23 protein-coding genes, 1 tRNA gene and 1 pseudogene are annotated in these 25,074 nt (G+C 66.6%); 8 read left to right on the top strand and 17 right to left on the bottom strand.

The features are described 5' to 3' along the window. A pseudogene (locus tag AB6A66_RS05880) lies at positions 1 to 659 on the top strand (hypothetical protein); the annotation flags it as partial. Between the two features lie 9 nt (positions 660 to 668). Here the strand turns inward: AB6A66_RS05880 and AB6A66_RS05875 are convergent. Beyond that, positions 669 to 884: a SlyX family protein gene (locus AB6A66_RS05875; protein ID WP_371055152.1), complete on the bottom strand. Its 216-nt coding sequence runs from the start codon at positions 882 to 884 to the stop codon at positions 669 to 671. Positions 885 to 1,008: 124 nt separating this feature from the next. Here AB6A66_RS05875 and hisS point away from each other — a divergent pair, with 124 nt between their 5' ends. Genes hisS through hisG form a run of 3 tightly spaced genes read left to right on the top strand, consistent with a single transcriptional unit; the run spans position 1,009 to position 4,411 of the window. Then, positions 1,009 to 2,631 carry a histidine--tRNA ligase gene (gene hisS / locus AB6A66_RS05870; protein ID WP_371055151.1) on the top strand — a complete coding sequence of 541 codons (1,623 nt, stop codon included), beginning with the start codon at positions 1,009 to 1,011 and terminating at the stop codon, positions 2,629 to 2,631. After that, positions 2,628 to 3,716 carry an ATP phosphoribosyltransferase regulatory subunit gene (locus AB6A66_RS05865; protein ID WP_371037543.1) on the top strand — a complete coding sequence of 363 codons (1,089 nt, stop codon included), beginning with the start codon at positions 2,628 to 2,630 and terminating at the stop codon, positions 3,714 to 3,716. Before hisS ends, AB6A66_RS05865 begins: the two co-directional genes overlap by 4 nt. Beyond that, positions 3,713 to 4,411 (top strand): ATP phosphoribosyltransferase, encoded by a 699-nt coding sequence (gene hisG, locus AB6A66_RS05860; protein ID WP_371055150.1) that lies wholly within the window; start codon positions 3,713 to 3,715, stop codon positions 4,409 to 4,411. Before AB6A66_RS05865 ends, hisG begins: the two co-directional genes overlap by 4 nt. A 9-nt stretch (positions 4,412 to 4,420) precedes the next feature. On the opposite strand, the gene AB6A66_RS05855 is transcribed toward hisG, so the two are convergent. Next, positions 4,421 to 4,849: a DUF1489 family protein gene (locus tag AB6A66_RS05855; protein WP_371037541.1), complete on the bottom strand. Its 429-nt coding sequence runs from the start codon at positions 4,847 to 4,849 to the stop codon at positions 4,421 to 4,423. An 82-nt stretch (positions 4,850 to 4,931) separates the two neighbouring features. Here AB6A66_RS05855 and AB6A66_RS05850 point away from each other — a divergent pair, with 82 nt between their 5' ends. Next, positions 4,932 to 7,223 (top strand): adenosylcobalamin-dependent ribonucleoside-diphosphate reductase, encoded by a 2,292-nt coding sequence (locus tag AB6A66_RS05850; RefSeq protein WP_371055149.1) that lies wholly within the window; start codon positions 4,932 to 4,934, stop codon positions 7,221 to 7,223. Between the two features lie 10 nt (positions 7,224 to 7,233). Here the strand turns inward: AB6A66_RS05850 and AB6A66_RS05845 are convergent, their stop codons facing one another. The 6 genes from AB6A66_RS05845 to AB6A66_RS05820 form a co-directional block, all read right to left on the bottom strand. Next, positions 7,234 to 7,539, bottom strand: coding sequence for an ATP-dependent Clp protease adaptor ClpS (locus AB6A66_RS05845; RefSeq protein WP_371055148.1), 306 nt, complete (start codon positions 7,537 to 7,539; stop codon positions 7,234 to 7,236). Between the two features lie 100 nt (positions 7,540 to 7,639). Further along, the gene (locus AB6A66_RS05840) at positions 7,640 to 9,304 is read right to left on the bottom strand and encodes an amidohydrolase (protein ID WP_371055147.1); all 1,665 of its coding nucleotides are present in this window, start codon (positions 9,302 to 9,304) and stop codon (positions 7,640 to 7,642) included. 59 nt (positions 9,305 to 9,363) lie between these two features. Then, complete coding sequence (locus AB6A66_RS05835; RefSeq protein ID WP_371037538.1) at positions 9,364 to 10,383, bottom strand: extracellular solute-binding protein; 1,020 nt, start codon at positions 10,381 to 10,383, stop codon at positions 9,364 to 9,366. Between the two features lie 17 nt (positions 10,384 to 10,400). Continuing rightward, positions 10,401 to 11,318 carry an ABC transporter permease gene (locus AB6A66_RS05830; RefSeq protein ID WP_371055146.1) on the bottom strand — a complete coding sequence of 306 codons (918 nt, stop codon included), beginning with the start codon at positions 11,316 to 11,318 and terminating at the stop codon, positions 10,401 to 10,403. Continuing rightward, positions 11,311 to 12,225: an ABC transporter permease gene (locus tag AB6A66_RS05825; RefSeq protein WP_371055145.1), complete on the bottom strand. Its 915-nt coding sequence runs from the start codon at positions 12,223 to 12,225 to the stop codon at positions 11,311 to 11,313. The genes AB6A66_RS05830 and AB6A66_RS05825 overlap by 8 nt, the downstream gene beginning before the upstream one ends. Before the next feature lie 4 nt (positions 12,226 to 12,229). After that, on the bottom strand, positions 12,230 to 13,303 hold the full coding sequence (locus tag AB6A66_RS05820; RefSeq protein ID WP_371055144.1) for an ABC transporter ATP-binding protein: 1,074 nt from the start codon (positions 13,301 to 13,303) through the stop codon (positions 12,230 to 12,232). Between the two features lie 241 nt (positions 13,304 to 13,544). Between AB6A66_RS05820 and AB6A66_RS05815 the strand changes: the two genes are divergently transcribed. Together AB6A66_RS05815 and AB6A66_RS05810 are read left to right on the top strand one after the other, a co-directional pair. Continuing rightward, positions 13,545 to 14,882 (top strand): mechanosensitive ion channel family protein, encoded by a 1,338-nt coding sequence (locus tag AB6A66_RS05815; protein ID WP_371055143.1) that lies wholly within the window; start codon positions 13,545 to 13,547, stop codon positions 14,880 to 14,882. A 67-nt stretch (positions 14,883 to 14,949) separates the two neighbouring features. Continuing rightward, a tRNA-Gln gene (locus AB6A66_RS05810) sits at positions 14,950 to 15,024 on the top strand. Here AB6A66_RS05810 and AB6A66_RS05805 read toward each other — a convergent pair. Genes AB6A66_RS05805 through AB6A66_RS05770 form a run of 8 tightly spaced genes read right to left on the bottom strand, consistent with a single transcriptional unit; the run spans position 15,010 to position 23,741 of the window. Then, positions 15,010 to 16,587 (bottom strand): recombinase family protein, encoded by a 1,578-nt coding sequence (locus tag AB6A66_RS05805; protein ID WP_371055142.1) that lies wholly within the window; start codon positions 16,585 to 16,587, stop codon positions 15,010 to 15,012. The two genes, AB6A66_RS05810 and AB6A66_RS05805, sit on opposite strands and share 15 nt — an antisense overlap. 45 nt (positions 16,588 to 16,632) lie before the next feature. After that, entirely contained in the window at positions 16,633 to 17,103 is a 471-nt protein-coding gene (locus tag AB6A66_RS05800) for a hypothetical protein (protein WP_371055141.1), read from the bottom strand. Beyond that, positions 17,100 to 18,809 (bottom strand): restriction endonuclease subunit S, encoded by a 1,710-nt coding sequence (locus AB6A66_RS05795; RefSeq protein WP_371055140.1) that lies wholly within the window; start codon positions 18,807 to 18,809, stop codon positions 17,100 to 17,102. The genes AB6A66_RS05800 and AB6A66_RS05795 overlap by 4 nt, the downstream gene beginning before the upstream one ends. Beyond that, complete coding sequence (locus AB6A66_RS05790; protein WP_371055139.1) at positions 18,806 to 20,254, bottom strand: N-6 DNA methylase; 1,449 nt, start codon at positions 20,252 to 20,254, stop codon at positions 18,806 to 18,808. The genes AB6A66_RS05795 and AB6A66_RS05790 overlap by 4 nt, the downstream gene beginning before the upstream one ends. Before the next feature lie 10 nt (positions 20,255 to 20,264). Further along, positions 20,265 to 20,570, bottom strand: a complete 306-nt coding sequence (locus tag AB6A66_RS05785) for a hypothetical protein (protein WP_371055138.1) — start codon at positions 20,568 to 20,570, stop codon at positions 20,265 to 20,267. A gap of 36 nt (positions 20,571 to 20,606) precedes the next feature. Then, positions 20,607 to 23,051: an EcoAI/FtnUII family type I restriction enzme subunit R gene (gene hsdR / locus AB6A66_RS05780; RefSeq protein WP_371055137.1), complete on the bottom strand. Its 2,445-nt coding sequence runs from the start codon at positions 23,049 to 23,051 to the stop codon at positions 20,607 to 20,609. Between the two features lie 5 nt (positions 23,052 to 23,056). Continuing rightward, positions 23,057 to 23,488, bottom strand: coding sequence for a type II toxin-antitoxin system VapC family toxin (locus AB6A66_RS05775; RefSeq protein ID WP_371055136.1), 432 nt, complete (start codon positions 23,486 to 23,488; stop codon positions 23,057 to 23,059). A 10-nt stretch (positions 23,489 to 23,498) separates the two neighbouring features. After that, the gene (locus tag AB6A66_RS05770; protein ID WP_371055135.1) at positions 23,499 to 23,741 is read right to left on the bottom strand and encodes a plasmid stabilization protein; all 243 of its coding nucleotides are present in this window, start codon (positions 23,739 to 23,741) and stop codon (positions 23,499 to 23,501) included. A 284-nt stretch (positions 23,742 to 24,025) separates the two neighbouring features. Here AB6A66_RS05770 and AB6A66_RS05765 point away from each other — a divergent pair, with 284 nt between their 5' ends. Continuing rightward, entirely contained in the window at positions 24,026 to 24,529 is a 504-nt protein-coding gene (locus tag AB6A66_RS05765; RefSeq protein WP_371055134.1) for a hypothetical protein, read from the top strand. 35 nt (positions 24,530 to 24,564) lie between these two features. Here the strand turns inward: AB6A66_RS05765 and AB6A66_RS05760 are convergent, their stop codons facing one another. After that, complete coding sequence (locus AB6A66_RS05760) at positions 24,565 to 24,798, bottom strand: HGGxSTG domain-containing protein (RefSeq protein ID WP_371055133.1); 234 nt, start codon at positions 24,796 to 24,798, stop codon at positions 24,565 to 24,567. Positions 24,799 to 25,074 lie beyond the last annotated feature (276 nt).

The raw sequence follows: 25,074 nt of genomic DNA, 5'->3' as shown, positions 1-25,074 counted from the left end.
GGGAGGCACCGGCCATCGGCGGGCCCGGACCAGGCGGCGCCGAAAGCGATCCGTCCGCCGCAGCGGAAAGCCGGGCGGCGGCGCCCGGCGGCGGCCTTTTCGCGCGTCTCTTCGGGGGCGGGGAGGCGGTCCGCCCCATGCCGGAGGGGGCCGCGTTGCCCCCGGCCTCCGACGGGCCCGACGGGCGCGACGTGGCCTTCGGTACGCGCCTGCCCTACGGCGAGCTCGCCCGGGTCTGCGACGCGCCGCGCCGGTCCCTCGGCGCCGAGATCGAGCGGGCGGCGGGCTGGCGGCTTCACGACAGCGATCCCGGCAACACCGGGGCCCACACATTTTACCTGACCGGTTTCGACGATGGCTGCCCGCGCCAGTTCACCGCCGCGCTCGCGCTTTTCGGCGCGCCCTCGATGCACGAGCAGATTCGCTACGGCCTGACCGCCGAGGCGCAGCCCTATTCGAAGACCGACAGCGCCTATGAGCGTCTCAAGTCGCGCATCTGCGGCGTCGCGCGGAACGAACCCTGCGGGCGGCGCATCTCGCGGATGGAGCGCGACACCGTGTTCGTCAGCATCTATGAACGCTTCGGCGAGAACCCGGTCTGGAAGAACCTGCTGCTGCACGACGGCGAGGCGCTGGCGCTCGACATCAAGGGGCGCTGACGCGCCGCCTCACCAGTGCGGCGGCCGCTGGTCGCCAAGCACCACGGACCCGGCCTCCGCCTCGCGCTCGGCCTCCCGCTCCATCAGGAGCGCGATCCGCCGCGAGAGCCCGTCGATCTCCTCGCGCTGGCGCGTCACGACCTCCGACAGCGTCTCCTGCGCGCGCTCCAGCTCGGCCACGTGCCGCTCCAGCCTGTCGATGCGGGTTTCCTCGTCGCTCGTCATGTCGCGCTCCGTGCTCCTGTCCACATTTGCACCGGTAGGCCCGGCGGGCAAGCCGGGCCCGCCTTGCCCCGCCGCCCCCCTTCGGCTAGACCCCGCCGCGACCCGACCCGGAGTGATCGTTCCCATGGCCAAGGAGAAGAAGCAGCCGCGCCCGAAGGCGGAGAACCCCAAGGGGTTCCGCGACTATTTCGGCGCCGAGGTGAGCGAGCGCGCGGCCATGCTCGAGACCATCGCGCGGGTCTATCATCTCTACGGCTTCGACGCCCTCGAAAGCCCCGCGGTGGAGACGCTGGAGGCGCTCGGGAAATACCTTCCCGACGTGGACCGCCCGCATGCCGGGGTCTTCGCCTGGGCCGAGGACGAGGAGGGCGGCAAGGGCGACTGGCTGGCGCTTCGCTACGACCTGACGGCGCCGCTCGCCCGCGTCTACGCCCAGCACCGCCAGGAGCTGCCCACGCCCTACCGCCGCTACGCGATGGGCCCGGTCTGGCGCAACGAGAAGCCGGGGCCGGGCCGCTACCGCCAGTTCTACCAGTGCGACGCCGACACCGTGGGCGCGGCCAGCGTGGCCGCCGACGCCGAGATCTGCGCCATGCTCGCCGACACGCTGGAGGCGGTGGGCATCCCGCGCGGGGACTACGTGGTGCGGGTGAACAACCGCAAGGTGCTGAACGGCGTGCTGGAGGTCGCTGGTCTCTCCGGAGATGACAAGGAAGCCCAGAGGGGCATCGTGCTTCGTGCCATCGACAAGCTGGACCGGCTGGGGATCGACGGTGTTTTGGCGTTGCTCGGCAAGGGAAGGAAGGACGAGAGCGGCGACTTCACCGAAGGCGCCCAGCTTTCCGTGGAGCAAAGGCAGAGGATTCTCTCGTTCCTGCAGGCAAAGAACCAAGCGCACAAAAGAGCGTTTCTTACAGCGCCTCAGGGCAGAACCATGAGTGGAGCGCAAGTCGAAAACGAAATCCGCTCAGTTGCGCTCTACGCATCCAGTCCCGCTCAGTTTCCGGACGGGGGGCGGGCATACAATAAGCACTTGTTCGACCACTTGAGGGTACTTACTGACGGTTCATCTGTGGGCAAGGAAGGCGTCGACGAACTCGACGAGATCTCCGATATGCTCGCCGCCCAAGGCTACGGTCCCGACCGCATCGTGATCGATCCCTCGGTGGTCCGCGGCCTCGGCTACTACACGGGCCCGGTCTTCGAGGCCGAGCTCACCTTCGAGATCCTCGACGAGAAGGGGCGGCCGCGGCAGTTCGGCTCGGTGGCGGGCGGCGGGCGCTACGACGACCTGGTGAAGCGCTTCACCGGGCAGGCGGTGCCGGCCACGGGCGTCTCCATCGGGGTGGACCGCCTGCTCGCCGCGCTGCGCGAGAAGGGGCGGGTGCACAGCAAGACGCACGCGCCGGTCGTCGTCACGGTGATGGATCGCGACCGCATGGCCGACTACCAGGCGATGGTGGCCGAGCTGCGCCAGGCCGGCATCCGCGCGGAGGTCTATCTCGGCAACCCGAAGAACTTCGGCAACCAGATGAAGTACGCCGACCGCCGCGGCGCGCCCGTCGCCGTGATCGAGGGCGAGGACGAGAAGGCGCGCGGCGTCGTCCAGCTCAAGGACCTGATCCTCGGCGCGCAGATCGCGGAAAGCGCGACGCTCGAGGAATGGAAGGAGCGCCCGAGCCAGGTCGAGGTGCCGCGCGTCGAGCTCGCCCACCGCGTGCGCGAGATCCTGGACGCCCACGGATGAGCCCCCGCACCGCCGAGACGCGCGCGCTGGCCGCGCGGCTCGTGGCGCGCTTCGAGGCGGCGGGCGCGCAGCCGGTGGACTGCGCGATCCTCCAGCCCGCCGACACGCTGCTCGACCTCTACGGCGAGGACATCCGGGCGCGCGCCTACACCACGCAGGATCCGCTCCGGGGCGAGCAGATGCTGCGCCCGGATTTCACCGTGCCCGTGGTGCAGATGCACATGGCTCACGGCGCCGAGCCCGCGCGCTACACCTATGCGGGCGAGGTCTTCCGGCGCCAGGAGGACGACCCCTCCCGCGCGAGCGAGTATCTCCAGGTGGGCTACGAGGTCTTCGACCGGACGGATCCCGCCGCCGCCGACGCCGAGGTGTTCGCGCTCTTCTCCCGGACGCTCGCGCCTCTCGGCCTGCGCGCGGCCACGGGCGACATCGGCCTTCTCGCCGCCGCCGTGCGCGGGCTCGAGACGACGGAGCGGCGCAAGGCCGCGCTGATGCGCCACATCTGGCGGCCGCGGCGGTTCCGCGCGCTTCTGGAGCACTTCGCGGGACGGAGCGCGCCGCCGCCCGCGCGCGCCGCGCTGCTCGCCGATTCCGACCCGATGGCGCGGGCCGCGCCGCTTCTGGGCAAGCGCGGGCCGGAGGAGATCGCGGACCGGATCGCGGCCCTGCGCGAGGACGCCGCCGCGCCGCCGCTGCCCGCGGCGCAGCTCGATCTGGTGGACGCGCTTCTGGGCGTGCGCGAGACCTGCGTCTTCGCGCTGGAACACCTGCGCGACATCGCCGTGGACCTCCCCTCCATCGGGGTTGCGGTGGACCGGCTGGCGCGCCGGCTAGACGCGTTGTCGTCGCGCGGCGTCGACGTGGCGGCGCTGGATTTCGAGGCGAGCTACGGGCGCACCTCTATGGAGTATTACGACGGCTTCGTCTTCGGCTTCTACGCCGAGGCGCGGCCGGACCTCGCGCCGGTGGCCACCGGCGGGCGCTATGATGCGCTCACCCGCCAGCTTGGCGGCGGCGCGGAGATCCCGGCGGTGGGTGGCGTGATCCGCCCCGGCATGGTGCTGGACCTCGGAGGGCTGCCATGACCGTGAAGCTGGGCGTGCCGTCCAAGGGGCGGTTGATGGAAAAGACCTTCGAGTGGTTCGCCGCACGCGGCGTCGAGCTGTCGCGCACGGGATCCGAGCGGGAGTATTCGGGCGCCGTGAGCGGCGTGGAGGGCGTGTCGCTGGTGCTGCTTTCGGCGGGCGAGATCCCGCGCGAGCTGGAGGCCGGGCGACTTCAACTCGGCGTCACCGGCACCGATCTCGTGCGCGAGAAGCTGAGCCGCTGGGACCAGAAGGTGGAACCCCTGGCGGAGCTGGGCTTCGGCCATGCCGACCTCGTGATCGCGGTGCCGCGGGCCTGGGTGGACGTGGACACGCTCGACGATCTCGACATGGTGGCGGCAGAGTTCCGCGCGCGCCACGGCCACCGGCTGCGCATCGCCACGAAATATCACCGCCTGGTGCGGGACTTCCTGCGGGCGCACGGCGTCGCGGATTACCGGCTGGTGGACAGCCAGGGCGCGACGGAGGGCACGGTGCGCAACCTCACCGCCGAGGCCATCGCCGACATCACCTCGAGCGGAGAGACGCTCAGGGCCAATCACCTGAAGGTGCTCTCGGACGGGCTCGTGCTGAAAAGCGAGGCGACGCTCTTTCGCGCTCGGCGCTCGCCCCTCTCCGATGCCGACCGCCTGGCGCTTGCCGCGCTGCTGTCGCGCCTCGGGCTTGACGAGTAGCCGGCGCGCTCAGACCACCCCGATCTCGGACAGCGCGGCGCTGAGTTCGGGCGGCAGCGCGTCCTCGGCCTGCCGGCTTTCGGGCAGGTCCGCAGGGCTGTCCTCCGGCGCGAGGTAACGCCAGCCCTGGAACGGGCGGCGCTGCGCCGGGCGCGTGCGGATCAGGCCCTCTTCCAGCACGATGGCGCAGCGCGTGATCCCGTCCGCCCCTTCCACCGGGTCGAGCCGCAGGATGCGCTGGCGGCACTGGATGAGCCCCTTGACGACCCAGTAGATCGAGCCACCCGACAGGATCTCGTCGGCGCGTTTCGGCCACATCCGCGTGACGTGGCGCGGCTTGCCGTCGGCGGTTTGCGCCCGCCGTGTCCGCTGCCAGCGCGCCAGTTCGTCGACGTTTTCGGTGCCCGCGCTGAGCTTCACAAGGTTTATGTGCGCCAAGAGATGACTCCCCCAAGTCTTGCGACTATATTAGGGCTTCCCCGGCACCCCGCAACCCGCCACGCCCTGCCAGGAGGCCCCGATGACCCGCTTCGCCGCGCCGATCGCCGAGACGATCTGGGACATGAAATACCGCTTCAAGCAGGCGGACGGAACGCCGATAGACCGCACGGTCGAGGACAGCTGGCGCCGCGTGGCGCGTGCGCTCGCGGCAGTCGAGGCCGACCCGGAGGCATGGGAAGAGCGGTTCAACGCCGCGCTCGAGAATTTCCGCTTCCTGCCCGCGGGCCGCATCCTCGCGGGCGCGGGCACGGGCCGGAAGGTGACGCTCTTCAACTGCTTCGTGATGGGCACGATCCCGGACAGCATGGCCGGCATCTTCGAACACCTGAAGGAGGCCGCCCTCACCATGCAGCAGGGGGGCGGGATCGGCTACGATTTCTCCACCATCCGGCCGCGCGGCGCGGACGTCACCGGCGTGGCCGCCGACGCCTCTGGGCCGCTCTCCTTCATGGATGTCTGGGACGCGATGTGCCGCACCATCATGTCGGCGGGCTCGCGCCGGGGCGCGATGATGGCCACCATGCGCTGCGACCATCCCGACATCGAGGAGTTCATCGCCGCGAAATCCGACCCCGCCCGGCTCAGGAACTTCAACGTCTCGGTGCTGGTGACCGACGCCTTCATGGAGGCGGTGAAGGCCGACGGGCCGTGGGAGCTCACCTTCGCCGGCAAGGTCTATCACACCGTTCCGGCGCGCGATCTGTGGAACCGGATCATGCGTGCCACCTACGACTATGCCGAGCCGGGGGTGATCTTCATCGATCGCATCAACGCGATGAACAACCTTGCCTATGCCGAGGAGATCGCGGCGACGAACCCCTGCGGCGAGCAGCCGCTGCCGCCCTATGGCGCGTGCCTTCTGGGCTCTATCAACCTCTCCCGCCTCGTGCGCGACGCGTTCGAGCCCGAGGCGGCGATCGACCTCGCCGCGCTCGACGATCTCGTCGCCACCGCGGTGCGGATGATGGACAACGTTGTGGACGCCTCCAATTTCCCGCTTCCCGAGCAGCGCGCCGAGGCGCAGGCCAAGCGGCGGATCGGCCTTGGCGTCACGGGCCTCGCCGACGCGCTGCTGATGCTGGGCCTGCGCTACGGCTCCGACGCGGCGGCGGCGCAGACCGAGGCGATCCTGCACCGGATCGCGCGCGCGGCCTATCTCGCCTCGGTCGATATCGCGAAGGAAAAGGGGCCCTTCCCGCTTTTCGAGGCGGAGGCCTTCCTCGCCTCGGGCGCCATGGCGCAGATGGACGCGGACGTGCGCGAGGCGGTCCGCACCCACGGCATCCGCAACGCGTTGCTGACCTCCATCGCGCCCACCGGCACGATCAGCCTCTATGCCGGCAACGTGAGTTCGGGCATCGAGCCCGTCTTCGCCTATTCCTACACCCGCAAGGTGCTTCAGAAGGACGGCTCGCGCACCGAGGAGGAGGTGGCGGATTACGCCGTTCAGCTCTGGCGCGAGAAGTTCGGCGACCGCGACTTGCCAGCGCATTTCGTGAACGCCCAGATGCTCGCGCCGGAAGATCACGTGAAGATGCAGGCGGCCGCGCAGCGCTGGGTGGATTCGTCGATCTCCAAGACGATCAACGTGCCCGCCGACATCGCCTTCGAGGACTTCAAGGACGTCTACATGCAGGCCTACGAGTCGGGCTGCAAGGGCTGCACGACCTACCGGCCGAACGAGGTGACGGGAAGCGTGCTGAGCGTGGGGGAGCAGGAGGACGTGGCCCCCGGCGAGGCACCGGAACAGGCGACGGACCTTTCCGGGGAAGGCGCCGACGTCATCTACATGTCCGAGCCGCTCGACCGCCCGCAATCGCTGGAGGGCGCGACCTACAAGCTGAAATGGCCCGACAGCGAGCACGCCATCTACCTGACCATCAACGATGTCGTCATCGGCGGTCGGCGGCGGCCCTTCGAGGTCTTCATCAATTCCAAGAACATGGAGCATTTCGCCTGGACCGTGGCGCTCACCCGGATGATCTCGGCGGTGTTCCGGCGCGGCGGGGACGTCTCCTTCGTGGTGGAGGAGCTGAAGGCCGTCTTCGATCCGCGCGGCGGGGCCTGGCAGAACGGCAAATACATCCCCTCGATCCTCGCGGCCATCGGCGGCGCGATCGAGCGGCACATGATCGCCATCGGCTTTCTCGAGGGCGAGGGAAAGGGGCTGAAGTCCGATCCCACCGCCAGGGTGGTGGGGCTGGAGAACGCCCCCCGCGGCGCCGCCTGCCCGTCCTGCGGGCAATACGAGATGCGCATGATGGAAGGGTGCCTGACCTGCGCGAGCTGCGGCTACTCCAAGTGCAGCTGAGGCGCGGGGGTCAATCCTCGCGCTCGGTCGTGAAGGTCAGCGGATAGCCCTTGGAAAGCCCGGCCTCGTTCGCCTGGGCGGTCTTCGTCTCGGCCACCTCCCGCGTGAAGACGGCGACGACGCGGGCGCCCTGCCGGTGGGCGGCGAGCATGACGAGGGCGGCTTCGTCCTCGCTCATCCGGAAGACGCGTTTCAGCACCGACACGACGAACTCGCGCGGTGTGTAGTCGTCGTTGAGAAGGATCACCTTCCATAGCTTCGGGCGCTCCGTCCGGGTCGCGCTCCGCGTCTTCCGGAGCGTCACGATATTGGCCATTCCCCGGCACCTCCCCGATCTCGAATCGCGCCCGAAGGATAGCGCATCGCGATGGCGGGGCAGCGTCCGATGCTGCGGCGCGGTCCGCGGAGGATCGCGCTCAGGCCTCCCAGGTGATCCGCCCGCCCGCCACGGTGAGAGCGGCGCGCGCGGTGTCGAGCGCCTCGGGGTCCATCGCCTCGAGGTCGTGGTCCATCACGGCGATATCGGCGAGGAAACCGTCACGGAGCCGGCCCTTGCGGTCCTCGGCGAACTCCACCCAGGCGTTGTCGCAGGTGTAGGAGCGCAGGGTGTCCATGAGGTCCTGGCGCTGGTCGGTCCAAGGCGCGGGTAGCTCGAGCGGCGCCGCGGCCGCCTTCACGCTGTCCATCACGTCCACCTGGATCACCGGCCAGTCGGTGGAAAAGCAGACGCGCGCCCCGGTCTGACGGATCGACTGCCAGGCGAAGGCCATCGGGATCTGCTCGGGGTGGAGCACCTCGTCGAGCCCGTGCGCGGGGAAGATGCGGCCGCGCGGCGCGTGGCCGGGCTGGATCGAGGCGACGACGCCGAGCGCGGCGAAGCGGGGCAGGTCGTCGGGATGGAGCACCTCGATATGCTCGACCCGGTGGCGGCTGTCGCGCACGCCGTTCGCGCGCCGCGCGGCCTCATAGCCGTCGAGCGTGCGCCGGATGGCGAGATCGCCGATCGCGTGCGTGGCGATCTGCAGCCCCATCGCGTCGATGCGCACGCAGGCTTCGGTGAAGTGATCGGCCCCGAAGACGGGATCGCCGACATGGGTCGTGCCGGGGTAGGGGCGCAGCATCAGCGCCGTGCGGCTTTCCACCACCCCGTCCATGAACATCTTCACGCGGTTGGTCCAGATCCAGTCCCCGGAGAAGCGGCGGCGCATCTCTTCGGCCTCTTCCAGCCGGTCGAGCGGATCGAAGCTTTTCAGGTGGAAGGGCACCTCGGTGCGGCAGAGCAGTTTTCCTTCCGCCTCGAGCTCGGTCAGCAGCTCCGCGGTGTAGAAATTTCCGTCCATGTTGTGGAGCCCGGTGATGCCGTGGCTCGCGCAGTGGGCCAGCCCGCGGGCGATGGCGGCCTTGTCGCGCGCACGGTCGGCGGGGCCCGGCGCGGGCACCGGGTCGGTGCCGGTGACGAGCCCCTCCATGTCGCGCCCGCCGTGGCGGGTGTGGCGCAGGACGGGCTTGTAGGCGCCGGGCTCGCGCAGTTCCCCCGTCGCCGTGCCGTCTGGCGCGATCACGATCTCCGAGCCCGCATCCGTCTCGCCGCCATGCAGGATACCGCCGAGTTCCAGTGCCTTCGTGTTGGCCCAGATCGTGTGATGGTCGGGGGCGAACATGGCGAAGGGCCGGTCGGGCAGCACGCGGTCGAGATCCTGGCGCGTGGTCTGACGGCCGGGTCCGAGGATGTCGTAGGCGGCCATCACGGCGAAGACCACGCGGTCGTCGCTCCGCGCGGCTTCGGCGCGTACCGCCTCGGTCAGCGCGTCGTGGCCCTCGACCCCGTAGAGGTTCAGGTAGTCGAGCTCCACCGACCCGCCGAAGAGGTGGACATGGCTGTCGATGAAGCCCGGCAGCACGGTGGCGCCCTGTGCGTCGAAGACGCGCGTGGCAGAACCGGCGAGGCCGCGGATCTCCCCGGTCGCGCCGACGGCGGTGATCGTGCCGTGCTTCACCGCCAGCGCCTCTGCGCGCGGCCGGGCCGGGTCGAAGGTGACAAGCTTGCCGTTGAGGATGACGAGGTCGGGCGCGGCGGCCATGCGGGCACTCCGTGGGTCGGGAAGGGTCCGGGGGCGCGCGGGCGCGCCCCCGGCAGGGATCATTTCAGAAGCTCGGTCCAGATCGCGCGGTAGATCTGCTGCGCCTCGGGCGGGCAGATCTTCGAATCGACCCCGGCGGAGGCGAACTCCTCAGGCACGACGACCTCGGGCGCGGTGGCCATGACCTCGTCCATGTATTCCTCGGAGCCCGCGATGCCGTTGGCGTAGCGCGCGAAGTTCGAGATCATCGCCGCGTTCTCGGGATCCATGATGAAGTTCATGAAGGTCTTCGCCTCCTCGACGTTCTGCGCGTCCGCGAGGATCGCGAGGTTGTCCGACCAGACCGGAAAGCCCGTCACCGGATAGCCGAAGGCGATGTCGTCGTTCTGAAGCCGGGCGCGCAACGCGGCCCCGTTCCAGGTGATGCTGGCCGCGATGTCCTCGGCGGCGAGCCGTTCCACGGTGCTGTAGTCGATCGACAGCCAGTGCGGTTTCGCCGCCACCAGAAGATCGCGCACCTCGCTCAGCGTCTCGCGGTCTTGGCTGCACTGCTCGCCGCCGACGTAGTAGATGGCGATGGACATCACGTCCATCATCTCGGGGATGACGTTGATCTTGCCGCGAAGCGCCTCGGGCGGCTCCAGGAAGATCGCGGCGGTGTTGATGTCGCCGTCATAGTCGGAGGTGTTGACCGCCATGCCGACGGTGCCCCACTGCCACGGCACGGTGTAACGCCGTCCCGGGTCGAAATCGGGATCGCGCCAGCGCTCCGCCATGTGCTCGAAATTCTCCATCTGGTCGGGGCGCGCCTCCAGTAGCAGGCCCTCCTGCAGGTAGATCGGCACATAGGTCGCCGATGGCACGACGATGTCGAAGCCGTGCCCGCCGGCCTGGATCTTGGCGAGCGCGGTATCGTTGCTGTCGTAGTCGGTGATCGTGACGTCGATGCCGGTCTCGGCCTCGAACTTCTCGATCATCTCGGGGCTGGTGTAGTTGCCCCAGTTGTAGATGTTGAGCTCCTGCGCGAGCGCCGGCCCGGCGAAGGCGAGCGCCGCCGTGGTCATCAGCAGTCTGTTCATCTTTCGTACCTCCTTGGTCACTTCCTGCTTCGGTTGAGGAAGAAGAACGCCATCACCAGCACGACCGAAACGGCGAGAAGCGCGGTCGAGATCGCGTTGATCTCGGGCGTCACCGCGCGGCGGAGCTGGCCCAGCATGTAGGTGGGCAGGGTATCCTGCCCGGCGGATTTCACGAACTCGGTGATCACGACGTCGTCGAGCGAAATCACGAAGGCCAGCATCGCGCCGGCGAGGATGCCCGGCCAGAGCTGCGGCAGCGTCACCCGCCGGAACACCTGCCACGGCGTCGCGTAAAGGTCGGCCGCCGCCTGTTCCAGCGTGAGGTCCATGCCCTGCAGCCGCGCCCGGACCGGCAGGAACGCGAAGGGAATGCAGAAGGCGGTATGCGCGATGATGAGATACCAGAGCCCGGTGTAGCCGGTGGCGACCTTGATCATCGCGAAGAAGATCAGCAGCGCCACGGCGGTCACGATCTCGGGCACCATCAGCGGCTGGTTCACGAGCGCGAAGACGACGGTCTGCCCGCGCCACGGACGCGTGCGGGTGGTGGCCAGCGCCGCGCCCACGGCGGCCGAGNTCACGATCTCGGGCACCATCAGCGGCTGGTTCACGAGCGCGAAGACGACGGTCTGCCCGCGCCACGGACGCGTGCGGGTGGTGGCCAGCGCCGCGCCCACGGCGGCCGAGGTGGCGATGGCCGAGGCGGCGGTGGCGATCACCACAGACCGGACCGTCGCGGCCTGAACCTGCTCGTTCTCGAGCGCCGAGGCGTACCAGCGCAGCGAGAAACCCTCCCAGAGGGCGACCGAGGTGCCCGCGTTGAACGAGAAGATCACGAGAAGGAAGATCGGCAGGTAGAGCAGCACGAAGCAGAGCGTCGCCACCGTGGTGAAGCCCGGTTGCCGGGTCACGTCGAACCCCTGCCGCCTAGCCATGCCCGCGCACCTCCTCGCGCCCGGCGGCGCGGATGTAGAACATCAGCGCCACCATGACGATGGCCAGAAGCGTGAGCGACAGGGCCGCGCCGAGCGGCCAGTTGCGCCCCTGTCCGAACTGAAGCTCGATGAAGTTGCCGAGCATCATGTTCTTGCCGCCCCCCAGCACCCGCGGCGTGACGTAGGCGCCGAGGCAGGGCACGAAGACGAGGATCGAGCCCGCCACGACGCCCGGCTTCACCAGCGGAAGTATGATCCGCCGCAACACCTGCAGCCGCGTGGCGTAGAGGTCGTAGCCCGCCTCCACGAGCGAGAAGTCGAACCGCTCCATCGAGGCGTAGATCGGCAGCACCATGAGCGGCAGGTAGACGTAGACCATGCCGACGAGCACCGCGAATTCGGTGAAGAGCATCTGGATCGGGGCATCGATGACGCCGGCCCAGAGCAGGATCGTGTTCACCGTGCCCTCGTTGCGGATGAGTTCCATGATGGCGAAGGTGCGGATCAGCAGGTTCGTCCAGAAAGGGATGATGATGAGCAGCATCCAGAAGTCGCGCGTGCCGCGTGGACGGGTAGCGATGAAGTAGGCCGTCGGGAAACCGAAGAGGAGCGCCAGCAGCGTCGTCATCAGCGACAGCTTGATCGAGCGCCAGAAGATCGACAGGTGCGCATCGGCCAGCCCGACCTCGCCGGTGAAGAAGTCACGCTCCATCAGGACGCTGACCCACGCATCGGTGGAGAAGTCCCACACGACCCCGCCGTAATCCCCCGGGGTCAGGAAGGAATAGATCAGGACGATCAGAAGCGGGCCGGACGCCGCGAAGAGCAGGATGACGAGCGCGGGCGCCAGCAGCAGGGCGCGGGCGCGGCGCCTGTCGGTGTCCTGTCGATGGGCGGGCAGGGCCATCCGTTCAGTCCCTCAGGACTTGGCCGACACCGGCGGCGAAGGTGATGCCCACCGGGTCGCCGGCCTGCCGCGGCTGGGCCGCGTCGGGCTGGTTCTGCTGGCGCACGACGAAGCATCCGCCGGCATCGAGATCGACGTGGAAGTGCGTGTCGGTGCCGAAATAGACCACCTCGGCCAGCCGGCCGGGCAGAAGCGCCCCGTCGGGCGGGGAAAGCTGGGCGTGCTCGGGCCGCACCGCGAGCGTGACGTGTCCCGACGCGGCGCCGCCCTCCGCTGTCCGGGCCTCGGTCTCGGTGCCGGATGGCAGCCGGATCCGCGCCCGCCCGTCCGAAACGTCCAGCAGCTCGGCCTCGAGGAAGTTGGTGTCGCCGATGAAGTCGGCCACGAACCTTTCCGCCGGGTGATCGTAGATGTCGCGCGGGCCGCCGATCTGGCGGATCGAGCCCTCGTTCATCACCGCGATCCGGTCGGACATGGTCAGCGCCTCGGCCTGGTCGTGGGTGACGAAGACGAAGGTGATCCCCGTCTCCGACTGAAGCCGCTTGAGCTCGAGCTGCATGTCCTTGCGCAGCTTGAAATCGAGCGCCGAAAGCGGTTCGTCCAGCAACAGCACCTTGGGGCGCGGCGCGAGCGCGCGGGCCAGCGCCACGCGCTGCTGCTGCCCGCCCGAGATCTGGCTCGTGCGCCGCCCGGCCATCTCCGTCATGCGCACGAGCTCGAGCATCTCGTCCACCGTGCGCCGCACCTCCTGCCGCGGCTTGCCCAGCATCTCCAGCCCGAAGCCGATATTCTCGGCCACCGTCATGTGCGGGAACAGCGCGTAGGACTGGAAGACGGTGTTCACCGGGCGCCGGTGCGGCGGGTTGTCGAGCAGGTCGCCGCCGTCGAGGGTGATGCGCCCCTCGGTCGGGTATTCGAAGCCCGCGATCAGCCGCAGAAGCGTGGTCTTGCCGCAGCCCGACGGGCCGAGAAGCGTGAAGAATTCGTTTTCGCGGATCGTGACGGAGACCTCGTCGAGCGCGCGGAAGGCGGTGCTTCCAGTGCCGAAAATCTTCGTGACTCCATCGATTTCGATCATCGTCGCCCGATCCGCCGCCTCGCCCGCACCGTTCGAGAAGATCATCCGCGCGACAGCATGGCAAGGGCAACGTGCCGGCGGCCCGCGCCACGACGCGGTCTTGCTCCAGCTTCCGCATGGGCCGCGGACGGGCGGCGGCTTTCCCAGCCCCCGGGGCGGTCCTCGTGGCGGCGCGCCACGGCTTGCCCGGGCGACGTGGCGCTGTAGTGTGAGCGGAGACCGCCGCCGACGGAGCCGCCGCATGTCGCGCCTCGCGCCCCTCTTCCTCGCGCTCGTTCTGGGCGCAACCGCACCTGCCGCGGCCTTCGCGCAGCAGACGCCCGCGCCCGCGACCGGCCCCGCGATCCAGCTCGAGAACGACGCCGCGACGGACGCCGCCATCGCCACGCGCCTTCGCGGCATCCTGTCCGAGCTCGACGGGTACGACGACGTCACGGTGACGGTGAGAGAGGGCATCGTCACTTTCCGGGGAACTGCCGTCGACGGCGCGGCGATTGCGCAGCTCGACGAGATCGCCAACCGCCTTTCCGAGGTGATCACCGTGCGCAATCAGGTCGCCGAGACCACCGCGGTCGCCGAACGCCTCGATCCCGCGATGGAGCGCCTGCGCGCGCGTTGGCGGCAGGTGGTCGCCACCTTGCCGCTTCTGTCGGTCGCGGCGGCCGTTTTCGTCGCCGTCGCCGCCATCGGCTGGCTGATCACGCGCTGGCGCGGACCGTGGCGACGCCTCGCGCCGAACGGTTTCATCGCGGATATCTACCGCCAGCTCGTGCGGCTGGGATTCGTGCTCGCCGGGCTCGTCGCCGGGCTCGACATCCTGGGCGCCACGGCGCTTCTCGGCACGATCCTCGGGGCGGCCGGCCTCATCGGCCTTGCCGTCGGCTTCGCGGTCCGGGACACGGTGGAAAACTTCATCGCGTCGATCATGCTCTCGATCCGTCAGCCCTTCGACCCCGACGACACGGTCGAGATCGAGGGCGATGTCGGCAAGGTTGTCCGCCTGACGAGCCGCGCCACGATCCTTCTGTCCCATGACGGCAATCACGTCCGAATTCCGAACGCGACCGTCTTCAAGAGCAGGCTCGTGAACTACACGCGCAACGACGCCACCCGGATCGTGTTCGATCTCGGTGTCGCGCCGGACACCGACCTGGCCGAAGCGCAGCGAATCGCCGCCGGGACGCTGCAAGCGTTGCCCTTCGTTCTGGATCGGCCGGCGGCGAGCGTATGGGTCCACGAGGCGGGCGACAGTTCCGTGGCCCTGCGGCTCACGGCGTGGATCTCGCAGCGGGAGAGCAGCTTCTATCCCGCGCGCGGGGAGGCGATCCGCCTCGTCATGGCAGCGTTCGCGGAGGCGGGCATCGAAATGCCGGAACCCACATACCGCGTCATGCGCGTCGCCCCGCCCGACGCGAACGCGACCGCGCCGCGCGGCGCGGTCCCCGCCGCCGGTCACAGCTTGCGGGAGCCGCAGGACGTGGCCGCCTACGACGAACAGGCGCTCGACCAGATCGTCCGGGAAGAGCGGTCCGACGCCGGGGCGCAAAACCTTTTGAGCGGCGATGCCGCCCTCGAATGAGGAGGCCATTTTCCCGCAGCGAGGGCTTGCGTCGCGCCGGCGCCGGGAGTAACTAGCGCCCCACCGCTGGGGTGTAGCCAAGTGGTAAGGCAGCGGTTTTTGGTACCGTGTACCGTAGGTTCGAATCCTACCACCCCAGCCAAATATCATTCTTTGCGGATTTCGCCTGATCTGCCGCCGCTTCTCTGGTCGCGATGGCCGCTGTTTCAGCCAAAAGATCAAAGGGTTGTCGGAAGGTGGCGACAACCTCCCCGTCCTCCCAGGTGCAGTTCGATAGCACGAAATTCAGAAGCCGCCGCTTCTCGCGGGCCGGCTGGCGTTCGAACAGGGCCTGCGCGTTCCGGGCCAGTTCGAGAATCCGCAAACCCTCTTCCATGTAGGACTGTTCGGCTTCCTCGTGGCGCTCGATGTCCCGTTGCAGGCGGCGCTGATCTTCGCGCCACTTGCCCGACATCTCCTCGAAAAACTCGCCGGTGATCTTCCCGTCGAGCGTGTCGACATACATCGCGCTGATCCGCTCGCCGAGGCGGGCGTGCTCGGCCTGCAGCCGGGCGATCGCCTCTTCATGCTCGCGGCGCTCGTCGGCGTGGCTGGCGTGCAGTGCCTCGCGCACCCACTCAAGCACCTCGTCGTCGAAGCGAAGCCGGCCGAGCATGGCGGTGAACTGCTGCTCCAGCAACTCCTCGCGCACATACTTCCGACGACACGAGGCAGGCTCGCCCCGACATTTGTCCGCGTAGCCGGTGCAGTGATAGTAGATGTATTTCTGCTTCTTGATCTCGCCGACCACCGAGCAGCCGCATCGCGCACAGGCGATCAGGCCCGAGAAGGCGAAGTCGTGCGTCATACGGCGGTGCTTGCTCGCGTTCCGGCCGTCCATGACACCCTGCACCCGCTCCCACAACTCGACCGGCACCAGCGCCTCGTGCTTTCCCTGATAGAGCTTGCCGTTCCACTCGAACCAGCCGGTGTAGAGACGGTTGCGCAGGATCGAGTGCACGGTGCTGGTCGGCACCGGCGCACCGCTTTTCTTGTAAACGAGCCCAGCGGCGCGGGCCTTCTTGGCAACCTCTTTCAGCGCGTATTCGCCGGTCGCATACCACTCGAAGAGCTTGGCAATGATCGGCGCGACCTCCGGATCGACGGCGATTACCTTGCGCCCGTCCGGGCCGGTGACGTTCAGGTAGCCGAGCGGTGTCTTGGTCGGCCAGATGCCTTGCTCGGCCTTTTCCTGCATGCCCTTGCGGGCTTCCTCCGACAGGTTGTCGATGTAGTTCTTCGCCATCAGCACCTTGATGCCGTGCATGAACTTCTCGGACGAGCGCGAGTCGCGCGACAGGACCACCCCTTCCTTGGGGAAGTGGATCTCGGCATCCAGGTCGTCGACCGTCACCCAGTCCTTGAGGTTCCGATAGAGCCGGTCGGTCTTCTCGACCAGGATCACACGCACGTCCGGATGCGCCCGCAGCCAAGTCACCATCTCGCCGAAGGCACCGCGGCCGGTCTGCTTGGCGGTCTCGACGTCCACATACTCCTTCGCCACGGTGAAGCCCTCTGCGGCGGCGTAATCCTTGAGCAGCTTCAACTGCGCAGGGATCGAGTAGCCCTCCTTCTCCTGCTCCTTGGAGGAGACACGGGCATAGATCACCGCACGCGTGCTGGGCGGCGGGGCGGAGGACTTGGGGGCGAGCGTTCTGGCTGGCATGGTGTTTAGTTAACAGTAAACAACAGGTAATTCAAGCATCCGAGGTCATACCGGCGGTCTCCGCACTTCGGGAATCCTATCGCCAGCCGGAACGTCCGCCGCGAGAAGGCGGAGGCGCGATAGAGAGATCGGACGCTGGCCGTTCTTCTGCATCTTCCCGGCCGCGGCCCAGGCAAGGGCGCCTGGACCGTTGAACACGATCCGCATCGGCCCGCCTTTCGGACGATGCAGCACGATCAGGTGTTCGGGTTCGTGCCGGATCGCCACGCCGCTCCCCTGCGTGAGTTTGATCTCGACGTTTCTGCCGTCAGGTGTCGTCGCATCGTGGCCAAGGGTCGACGCCGGGTTCAGGTCAAGATCGAAGATGTAGGCGGCGACCACCTCCCCGATGCTTCCGACGAGATGGCCGTCGAGCGTGAACTTGCGGCCAGGGAACAGCCGTTCAAGGCCATCCGACGCCGTGTAGAGGTCGTCGAGGTAGCGGGCGACTTCGGTCCAGTCGACGTCTTCACTCATTCCGCGGCCTCCGTGACAGCTTCTGCGCCGGGCTCCAGCGCCTCGTGGAGGAGGGCTTCGAGGAGGCGGGCGCGGGTGGTGTCGGTGGTGGTGAGGGCGGCCTCCAGCCGGTCGCAGAGGGCCATGAGGGCATCGACCTTCGCCACGATGCGGTGTTGTTCGGCGAGGGGTGGGAGGGGGATGAGGATATTCGACAGTGCCGCTTGATTGATTTTCGGCATCGCAACGCGGTTATCTTCGGATACCGATTGATCCACGAAGGCTTCCGTGATCATGAACTTGATGAGGAAATCTCTGAAGATGTGGGCGCGGACTGGATACATATCTGCGCTGCACAGTCCGTCGAAATCAGCGACGGTGACCTTCGCGAGATTGGGGCGGATCTTAGAGTAAAGAATTGAACCCGCTGCAAATAGGTGTTTTCCGCTGAACACCCCCGCGTCTCTTACAGATACATAAGGCAGAAGCCTAGCGGTCCAGCCCTCAATGTTGTCCGGAGCGATGTGTGGCATGTCGGGGTAGCCCTTGGGGTCAACCAAGTTCGATTGGATCGCGGCTATCTCGTTAAACCGCGCCCACCGCCAGCTTCGCGGCACATCATAAGGGGCTTCGCTTTCATCAACTGGCAGGATCGGCTTCTGCTTCTTGATCTCTTTGGCGCGCAACAGGCGATCACGCTCCTCTGCGATCCGCTTCAACAACTCCGACGCCGGTTCGTCGGTCGGGTCCTGTTCCACCAGTTTGCCGCGGACGGCGAGGTTGAGGATGGTCTGGCGGAGGGGTTTGATCTGGTCGGGGCGGGTGGTGAGGGCGGGGAGCGTGGCGAGAGCGAAGCGGGCGTTGGTCGGGAAATCCGCTGCATCCGTGTCGGGCGCGGTCAGGCGTGCGAGGCTGGCGGCGGTCAGCCGGTCGCGGGTGGCCTCGCGCTGCCCGCGCGCCGCCTCCAGCCGGTCCAGCAGCGCCATCAGCTCCTCCACCTTCGCCACGATCCGCCGCTGCTCGGCGAGGGGTGGGAGGGGGAATGGCGAGCTTGTGAAATACTCGGTCGGAACACGCTTCTGTCCCGCGGTCCCGGTCATCCTCGGGATACCGGTCTCGATGAATTGTGGGCTCTTGAGGAACAGGAGGATGTAATCGGCGTCCACAAAGAGCGGCCGAACGACATGCAGTTCCGTCGTGCCCGCGCCGATGCCACCGGTCAGGTTCCTGAATACAGTGGACTTGCCGTTCTCGAAACACGGAGTGATCTTGGCGAGCCCGACATCGCCCTCCGCGAAGTGCGTGTAGCCCTTCTTGATCTCGCCCCACGGTCGCGGCTCGTGTCCGTTCGCGACGCCATATTCTGCGGCTATCAAGGGCATCGGGACAAACGATGCTTCGAGGGTGTCGTCGGCTTCGTTGCGCGGGCTGATGACCCCGAGTTCCGCGATTTGCGTCCACGCCCATCCACGAGGCAAAGGGAACGGAAGATCATCGGGTTCGAGCGGTGAAACCGCTCTGGGCTTGCGGATCGTCTTGGCATTCACCAGCCGCGCCTTCTCCGCCGCGATCCGCTTCAGCAGGACCGACGCCGGTTCGTCGTCCGCCTCCTGCGGCACCAGCTTCCCCCGCACGGCGAGGTCCAGCACGAAGCGGCGCAGGCGGGGCACGGCGTCGGGCGCCTCGGCGACCTTTTCATAGAGAGCCAGCAGCCGTTCGGCGTTCATCGGGCGAGCGCCTCCGACAGGATCGCCTTCAACTGGTCGCGGAGCGCGGCTACCTCAGCCTCCGCGTTGGTCAGATCCTCCAGCAGCGTCTCGGGGTCGCCGTGATCCTCGACCACCGTGTGAGGGTTCTTGATGTCGAGGTTGTAGCCGCGGGCCTTCACCTCCTCCGCGCTGACCTTCCAAGCGCGCTCGGACTCCACCCGCCCCTCGCGGCGCGGCCCGCCCCACCACGCGGCGCAATCGGCCAGATGCTCCAGGCGGATGGGTTTGGTCATGGAATAGGCCTTCTGCCCCTCGGGCACCTGGTGCTCCCAGAACCAGATGTCCTGCGTGGGCGCGCCCTTCTCGAAGAACAGCAGGTTGGTGCCGATCGAGGCGTAGGGGCGGAAGACCGAGTTCGGCAGGCGCACGATGGTGTGGAGGTTGCACTCCTCCATCAGGTGCTCCTTGAGCCGGGTCTTGACGCCCTCACCGAAGAGCGAGCCGTCGGGCAGCACCACGGCCGCGCGGCCGCCGGGTTTCAGGAGGCGGATGATCAGGGCGAGGAAGAGGTCGGCGGTCTCGCGGGTGCGGAAGTGCTGGGGGAAGTTGGCCTCGATCCCGTCTTCCTCGCGCCCGCCGAAGGGCGGGTTGGTGAGGACGACGTCCACCCGCTCGTCCTTGCCCCAGGAGATGTAGGGGCGGGCGAGCGTGTTGTCGTGGCGCAGGAAGGAGGGGTCCTCGATCCCGTGCAAGAGCATGTTGGTGACGGCGAGCATGTGGGGGAGCTGCTTCTTCTCCACCGCGCGGAGGCTGGCCTGCATCGTGGCCTCGTCCTCGGGGCGTTTGACGTAGTGCTCGCGCATGTGGCGGATGGCGCAGGTGAGAAAGCCGCCGGTGCCGCAGGCGGGGTCGAAGAGCGTTTCGCCGGGCTTCGGGTCGGTCATCTGGACCATGAAGGCGGTCACGGCGCGGGGCGTGTAGTATTCGCCCGCGTTGCCGGCGGATTGCAGGTCGTTCAGGATCTGCTCGTAGATGTCGCCGAAGTGCTGGCGCTCGGTCAGGTTGTTGAAATCGATGCCGTTGATGCGGTTGACCACCTGCCGCATCAGCTGGCCGGATTTCATGTAGTTGTAGGCGTCCTCGAAGACGTCGCGGACGGTGCGGGCGCGGGGGCTGGCGGCGGGGAGGTTCTTGAGCGTCGGGAAGAGGTCAATGTTTACAAATGCTAATAAGTCCTCGCCGGTGATGCCCTCGGGGTCGGCCGCCCAGGCGCGCCATTGCAGGCGGGCGGGAATGGGCGAGCGGTAATCGTCCTTCAGGAGTTCGAGTTCCTGGTCCTGGTCGTCGATGATCTTGAGGAAGAACATCCAGCAGAGCTGGCTGATGCGCTGCGCGTCGCCATCAACGCCGGTATCCTGGCGCATGATGTCCTGGATAGATTTGACGAGGGTGCGGACGGACATGCTTTCCCTGCTATTTTGACTGGTTGTTGGCCAAGGCTTCAATCATTGAGGCCGCCTTTAGTAATGCGTCGGCGTTATAGATCTCTTCGATTGATCCCTTCATGTCCAGAAAGGCTTCTCCTGTTCTTCTTTCTCCCTGTTCCAACCGGACGACCCGAGGAGCTTCGCTGTAGTCGTGAAGGATTCTCACAACTCTCACATTAGTTCCTGGAATGTCGCGCTCATCTGCTTCGTAGCCATTCAACTCCGATACAAATTCTCCGCCGGCTGCAAAATCGAGTAATATCGAAATTGCCTTTTCGGTCTTAGAATTCATTATGTGATCTCCTTTAATGAAAACAAAGCAGTCGATTCATGCCGATACGCGATAGAGTTCGGATTGCAAGTCGTGGACGGCGGCGACATAAGCCGCCTTTCCACCGAAAGAGTTGATGAGCTCCATCGGCATTCCGATCGAACTGAATGGCGCAATCTTGAGAACGCTGGCGTCGTCGAGGTTTAGCACGCCTTCGTCGGCGTATTTGGCGAGCAGCGCGTCGAGGACCGCGCGGGCCTTGTCGCCATACTTCGTGAAGGCGTCGCGCTTCTTGACGTTCTCGGCGCGCTCGCGGCGGGTCAGCGGCTTGGCGTCGAAGGCGACGTGGCAGATCAGGTCGAAGGGATCGAGGTCGCGGCCCAGTTCTTCGACGATGGGATCGAGCGGCAGGCCCTCGGCCTCCAGCTCTTCCAGGATGGCGTGCTTGCGCTCGGCGGCGTTCCAGCGTCTCAGGAAGTCGTCGAGGCTGGCGAAGCGTTTGCGCAGGGCGCGTTTGGTGAAGTCGCGCAGGGACTCCGTGACGAGGTTTCCGTTCTCGTCGAGGTATTCCACGCGCTCTGCCACGATGGTCGCGCCAACGCCATCGACATAGACCTTCTTCTGCGGCCCGCCGGTTGGCGGCAGCGGCAGGCCCGGCTGATCGACGATGGTCTCGTCCTCGCCGGGATCTTCGGGGAGCGGCGCGCCGTCCTCGTCCGTAGGCGGCGCGTCGGGCGGGTCTATGGGCTGCCCCTCCTTCGGCTCGTAGATCTGCACCGGCTCGCCGTCGAAGTCCGGGTCGGCGAAATGGCTGGTCGCGCCACGGAAATCTATGAGGGTGAAATAATATTTGTGCGTGTCCTCGTGCACGCGAGTCCCGCGGCCGACGATCTGCTTGAACTCCGTCATCGAGCCGACCTCGCGATCAAGCACGATCAGCCGACAGGTCTGTGCGTCCACACCGGTCGAGAGCAGCCGCGAGGTGGTGACGATCACCGGCCACTTGGATTCCGGGTCGATGAAGTTGCCGAGCTGCGCCTGGCCCTCTGCGTCGCTGCCGGTGATGCGCATGACATAGCGCGGGTTTTCGTCGACTAGATCGGCGTTCTCGTTGATCAGCGCCTGCCGCATGCGCGCCGCGTGCTCCTGGTCGACACAGAACACGATGGTCTTCTGGTAGCGGTCGCCGCCTTCTTTCAGGAATTGCGTGACCTTCTGCGCGACAAGCTTTGTCCGGTCGTCGATGACCAGCGTCCGGTCGAAATCCTTGGTGTTGTAGATGCGATCCTCGACCTCCTCGCCGTCGCGGTCGATCTGGCCCTTCTCGGGGCGGTATCCCTCCACGTCCCGGTCGATATGGACCTTCACAACCTTGTAGGGCGCGAGGAAGCCGTCGCGGATGCCTTGCTTCAGTGAGTAGGAGAACACGGGATCGCCGAAATAGGCGATGTTGGAGACGTATTTCGTCTCCTTCGGCGTCGCGGTCAGACCGATCTGGGTGGCCGACGAGAAGTATTCGAGGATCTCGCGCCATGCCGAGTCCTCGGCGGCGCTGCCCCGGTGGCATTCGTCGATCACGATGAGGTCGAAGAAGCCGGGCGAGAACTCGCGGAACAGCTTCTGCCGTTCCTCCGGCCCTGTGATGGCCTGATAGAGACCGAGATAGACCTCGTAGGCGGTGTCGATGCGGCGCTTCTTGTCCAGCGCGAGCGTCAGATCCTCCGTGCTGCCGTCCTGCCGCTCGATGGTCTTGGCGTTGGTCGAGAGCTTGGCCATCGTTCCACCGAAGGGACGGAAATCGTTGACCATGGTCTGGTCGATCAGGACGTTGCGGTCGGCGAGGAACAGGATGCGCTTCTTACGGCCGGCCTTCCAGAGACGCCAGATGATCTGGAAGGCTGTATAGGTCTTTCCGGTGCCCGTCGCCATGACGAGCAGCACGCGATCCTGTCCTTTCGCGATAGCCTCGATCGCGGCATTGACCGCGTTGACCTGATAGTAGCGAGGCGACTTACCGCTGCCGTCGTCGTAGTAATCCTGAAGGACGATCCGCTCCGCTTCGCCGTCGAGATCCTTCCAGGCGCGAAACCGCGTCCAGAGATCAGTCGGCGCAGGAAAGGCATCGAGCGACAACGTCGTTTCGCGTGGCGTGCTGGCGCCGGTTCGATCGTGGAACACAAAGCCGTCGCCGTTCGAGGAAAAGACGAACGGGATGTTCAGCGTCTCCGCGTAGTCGAGCGCCTGCTGGATTCCGTCGCCGACGCTGTGGGTGTTGTCCTTCGCCTCGATTAGCGCGATGGGGATGTTCGGCTTGTAGTAGAGGATGTAGTCGGCGCGCTTCCCTTGCCCGCGCGTGACCAGCTTGCCGCGGACGATGATCCGGCCCTTGGTGAAGCTCACCTCCTCCCGAATCTGCAACATCTCGTCCCAGCCAGCCTTGCGAAGGGCCGGTGTGATGAACTTGGTGCAGATGTCGCGTTCCGAGAGGCTGCGTTTGTCCATTGCGATCAGGCGCCTCCTGCGTTCGCCCAGGGGTCGATCACATCCACCCCACAGCCTTCGAAATCGACGACGTTCCGGGTCGCCATCGCGGCACCGTGGGCGCGAGCCGTGGCGGCGATCTGGCAGTCCGGGAAGCTGATGGGTCGGCCCGCGTTTTGGCGGTCCAAATAGATGGCCGCGAAGGCTACCGCCGCGGCGCTGTCGAAGGGCAGAACGCGGCCCGCGAAATCCTCCGCGATCATCGCATCGATCTCGGCGATCAGGCGGTCGCGGCGTTCACCATCGGGCAGGATCGCCGCGCCGCGCCGCAACTCGGCCTCGCCCACGGCACTCAGATGCAGCGCCATGGCATTCTGGCCGCCGAACCATGCCAGCACCTCAGGGGCGGGGTTCGGACGCATCAATTCCGAGATCACATTGGTGTCGATCAGGATCATGGCTGCCGCCTCAGTCGAACCGCGGTGGTTCGGGCATCGGCTCGCGCGGCGGCAGGTCCAGGTCCACCCCGCCCAGCGCGGCGAACCTGCGATGGATAGCCTCGCCGAGGTTCGCAGGCCCCGCCGGCTTCCCGATGGCTTGGCGCAGGATTTCCCGCGCCTCCTCCTCCATCGACCGGCCATGCTCGGCCGCGCGGATGCGGAGGCGGCGTTTCAGTCCGTCGTCGAGGTTGCGAATCGTGATGCTGGCCATGGGGTCCTCCATAGGGATGAGTCAAGATTAGGCATTGATTGCAACGCCATCAAGCTGCCTCGCAGGTGGATTCCGGATTCCGGTGGACTCCCAAAAATGGAATCCGGTCGCTGGCGAGGTCGCGCGCTTCGCCCGCCAGCATAGGCAAATCGCCCGGAAGGAACCGTGTGGGGTCCACCACTCGTATGAGGCTACTAGCCGCGGCAGTGTGCAGAGACTTGCAAGAAGTGAATTCGTAGATGACCATGTCGGCTGGGAGTGCACGCGTCCGACGGTCTAGCCGCATGAAGAAGCTACTGGAAAGATCACTGGCCATCGCTGGCCGTCATTTGCCAGACGTTCTCGCGCTGTTCATTTCAATCCTCTTTTTTCTCATCGTCTCCGGATATTTCATCACTGAAAAAGGTCTGTTCCAAAAGCTATTTGCTACTGGCGCTGGCTTCTTGGGTGGACTCGTAGGTGGCGGAATAATCGGTTGGATTGTAGGTGGCATAGGTGTCGCAGCAATGGGGACTGCTGTCGGTATTGGCGCAATTGGGGCCTTAGTGATCGGTGGCATTACAGGTGCCGTCTTTGGAATGCTGATGGGCGCATCCTTATCTTTCGTTCAAATGCTCCGGAACCCGTCAGATTTTGATGTCAATTGGCTTGCGCTTGCGTTCGTCTTGCTTGGCGCTGCCATAGTCTTTCTCGCGGTTCGGTGGGTTACAAATTGGATAATTCACAAAATGCCAGGATTGGCGCGCCGTTTCCTTACTCGGCAAGGGAACACCCGGCCCGACGCGTGATGCAATTTGGCGCCCTGGCGCCGGCGCGATCTCCGTCATGAGTCCAGTTCTTCGACGATCCCGCGCATCGAGCGGATCAGCGTCGCCAGTTCTCTGCGCTCCGCGATAGCGTCAGCAGTATAATGACCGTGCTTGCGGGCATGGTCATTCCCGATCGGCGCACCCGGAGACTTGCCCCCGTGCATCCGGCACCGGCCGTTCGCCATCGCGGGCGACCGGCACGGGGTCCCGCTGCGTGTCTGCGCGCTGCAGCGCGGGCTCAGGTGCATGGGTAATCTGCTTTGCATGGCGTTGTTCCTCCATTTTGCTCCGATCCCCTCCCCCCGGTCTTTCGACCGTGCCGACCACGGCCTGACCGCCGGCATGGACATGGACATGCTCGACAGTCACCTTCTGCTGACCCTTCCCGCGATGCTTGTTCAACGCGTCCAGCAGCATCGCCCATGTTCGGGAAAGCTTGTTCGCCTGGTTGAGGTTCTCGCGCCGGCCTTCGAAGGTCTGCTCGCCGATCATGGCGCGGCGGTAGCATTCCATCGCGGCATTGT

It is taken from the genome of Rhodosalinus sp. K401 (assembly GCF_041365735.1).
Lineage (GTDB): Bacteria > Pseudomonadota > Alphaproteobacteria > Rhodobacterales > Rhodobacteraceae > Rhodosalinus.
The sequence above is the reverse complement of the archived record's forward strand: the minus strand, read 5'-3'. Positions and strand labels throughout refer to the sequence as shown.

What these genes read in the sequence shown, in the direction of transcription:
- AB6A66_RS05875 (WP_371055152.1), bottom strand. Translation starts at nt 884, where the DNA reads ATGACGAGCGACGAGGAAACCCGCATCGACAGGCTGGAGCGGCACGTG.
- AB6A66_RS05790 (WP_371055139.1), bottom strand. Translation starts at nt 20,254, where the DNA reads ATGTCCGTCCGCACCCTCGTCAAATCTATCCAGGACATCATGCGCCAG.
- AB6A66_RS05840 (WP_371055147.1), bottom strand. Translation starts at nt 9,304, where the DNA reads ATGGCCGCCGCGCCCGACCTCGTCATCCTCAACGGCAAGCTTGTCACC.
- hisS (WP_371055151.1), top strand. Translation starts at nt 1,009, where the DNA reads ATGGCCAAGGAGAAGAAGCAGCCGCGCCCGAAGGCGGAGAACCCCAAG.
- AB6A66_RS05815 (WP_371055143.1), top strand. Translation starts at nt 13,545, where the DNA reads ATGTCGCGCCTCGCGCCCCTCTTCCTCGCGCTCGTTCTGGGCGCAACC.
- AB6A66_RS05850 (WP_371055149.1), top strand. Translation starts at nt 4,932, where the DNA reads ATGACCCGCTTCGCCGCGCCGATCGCCGAGACGATCTGGGACATGAAA.
- AB6A66_RS05825 (WP_371055145.1), bottom strand. Translation starts at nt 12,225, where the DNA reads ATGGCCCTGCCCGCCCATCGACAGGACACCGACAGGCGCCGCGCCCGC.
- AB6A66_RS05800 (WP_371055141.1), bottom strand. Translation starts at nt 17,103, where the DNA reads ATGAGTGAAGACGTCGACTGGACCGAAGTCGCCCGCTACCTCGACGAC.
- AB6A66_RS05775 (WP_371055136.1), bottom strand. Translation starts at nt 23,488, where the DNA reads ATGATCCTGATCGACACCAATGTGATCTCGGAATTGATGCGTCCGAAC.
- AB6A66_RS05760 (WP_371055133.1), bottom strand. Translation starts at nt 24,798, where the DNA reads ATGCACCTGAGCCCGCGCTGCAGCGCGCAGACACGCAGCGGGACCCCG.
- AB6A66_RS05770 (WP_371055135.1), bottom strand. Translation starts at nt 23,741, where the DNA reads ATGGCCAGCATCACGATTCGCAACCTCGACGACGGACTGAAACGCCGC.
- AB6A66_RS05785 (WP_371055138.1), bottom strand. Translation starts at nt 20,570, where the DNA reads ATGAATTCTAAGACCGAAAAGGCAATTTCGATATTACTCGATTTTGCA.
- AB6A66_RS05765 (WP_371055134.1), top strand. Translation starts at nt 24,026, where the DNA reads ATGAAGAAGCTACTGGAAAGATCACTGGCCATCGCTGGCCGTCATTTG.
- AB6A66_RS05805 (WP_371055142.1), bottom strand. Translation starts at nt 16,587, where the DNA reads ATGCCAGCCAGAACGCTCGCCCCCAAGTCCTCCGCCCCGCCGCCCAGC.
- AB6A66_RS05835 (WP_371037538.1), bottom strand. Translation starts at nt 10,383, where the DNA reads ATGAACAGACTGCTGATGACCACGGCGGCGCTCGCCTTCGCCGGGCCG.
- AB6A66_RS05795 (WP_371055140.1), bottom strand. Translation starts at nt 18,809, where the DNA reads ATGAACGCCGAACGGCTGCTGGCTCTCTATGAAAAGGTCGCCGAGGCG.
- AB6A66_RS05820 (WP_371055144.1), bottom strand. Translation starts at nt 13,303, where the DNA reads ATGATCGAAATCGATGGAGTCACGAAGATTTTCGGCACTGGAAGCACC.
- hsdR (WP_371055137.1), bottom strand. Translation starts at nt 23,051, where the DNA reads ATGGACAAACGCAGCCTCTCGGAACGCGACATCTGCACCAAGTTCATC.
- AB6A66_RS05845 (WP_371055148.1), bottom strand. Translation starts at nt 7,539, where the DNA reads ATGGCCAATATCGTGACGCTCCGGAAGACGCGGAGCGCGACCCGGACG.
- hisG (WP_371055150.1), top strand. Translation starts at nt 3,713, where the DNA reads ATGACCGTGAAGCTGGGCGTGCCGTCCAAGGGGCGGTTGATGGAAAAG.
- AB6A66_RS05865 (WP_371037543.1), top strand. Translation starts at nt 2,628, where the DNA reads ATGAGCCCCCGCACCGCCGAGACGCGCGCGCTGGCCGCGCGGCTCGTG.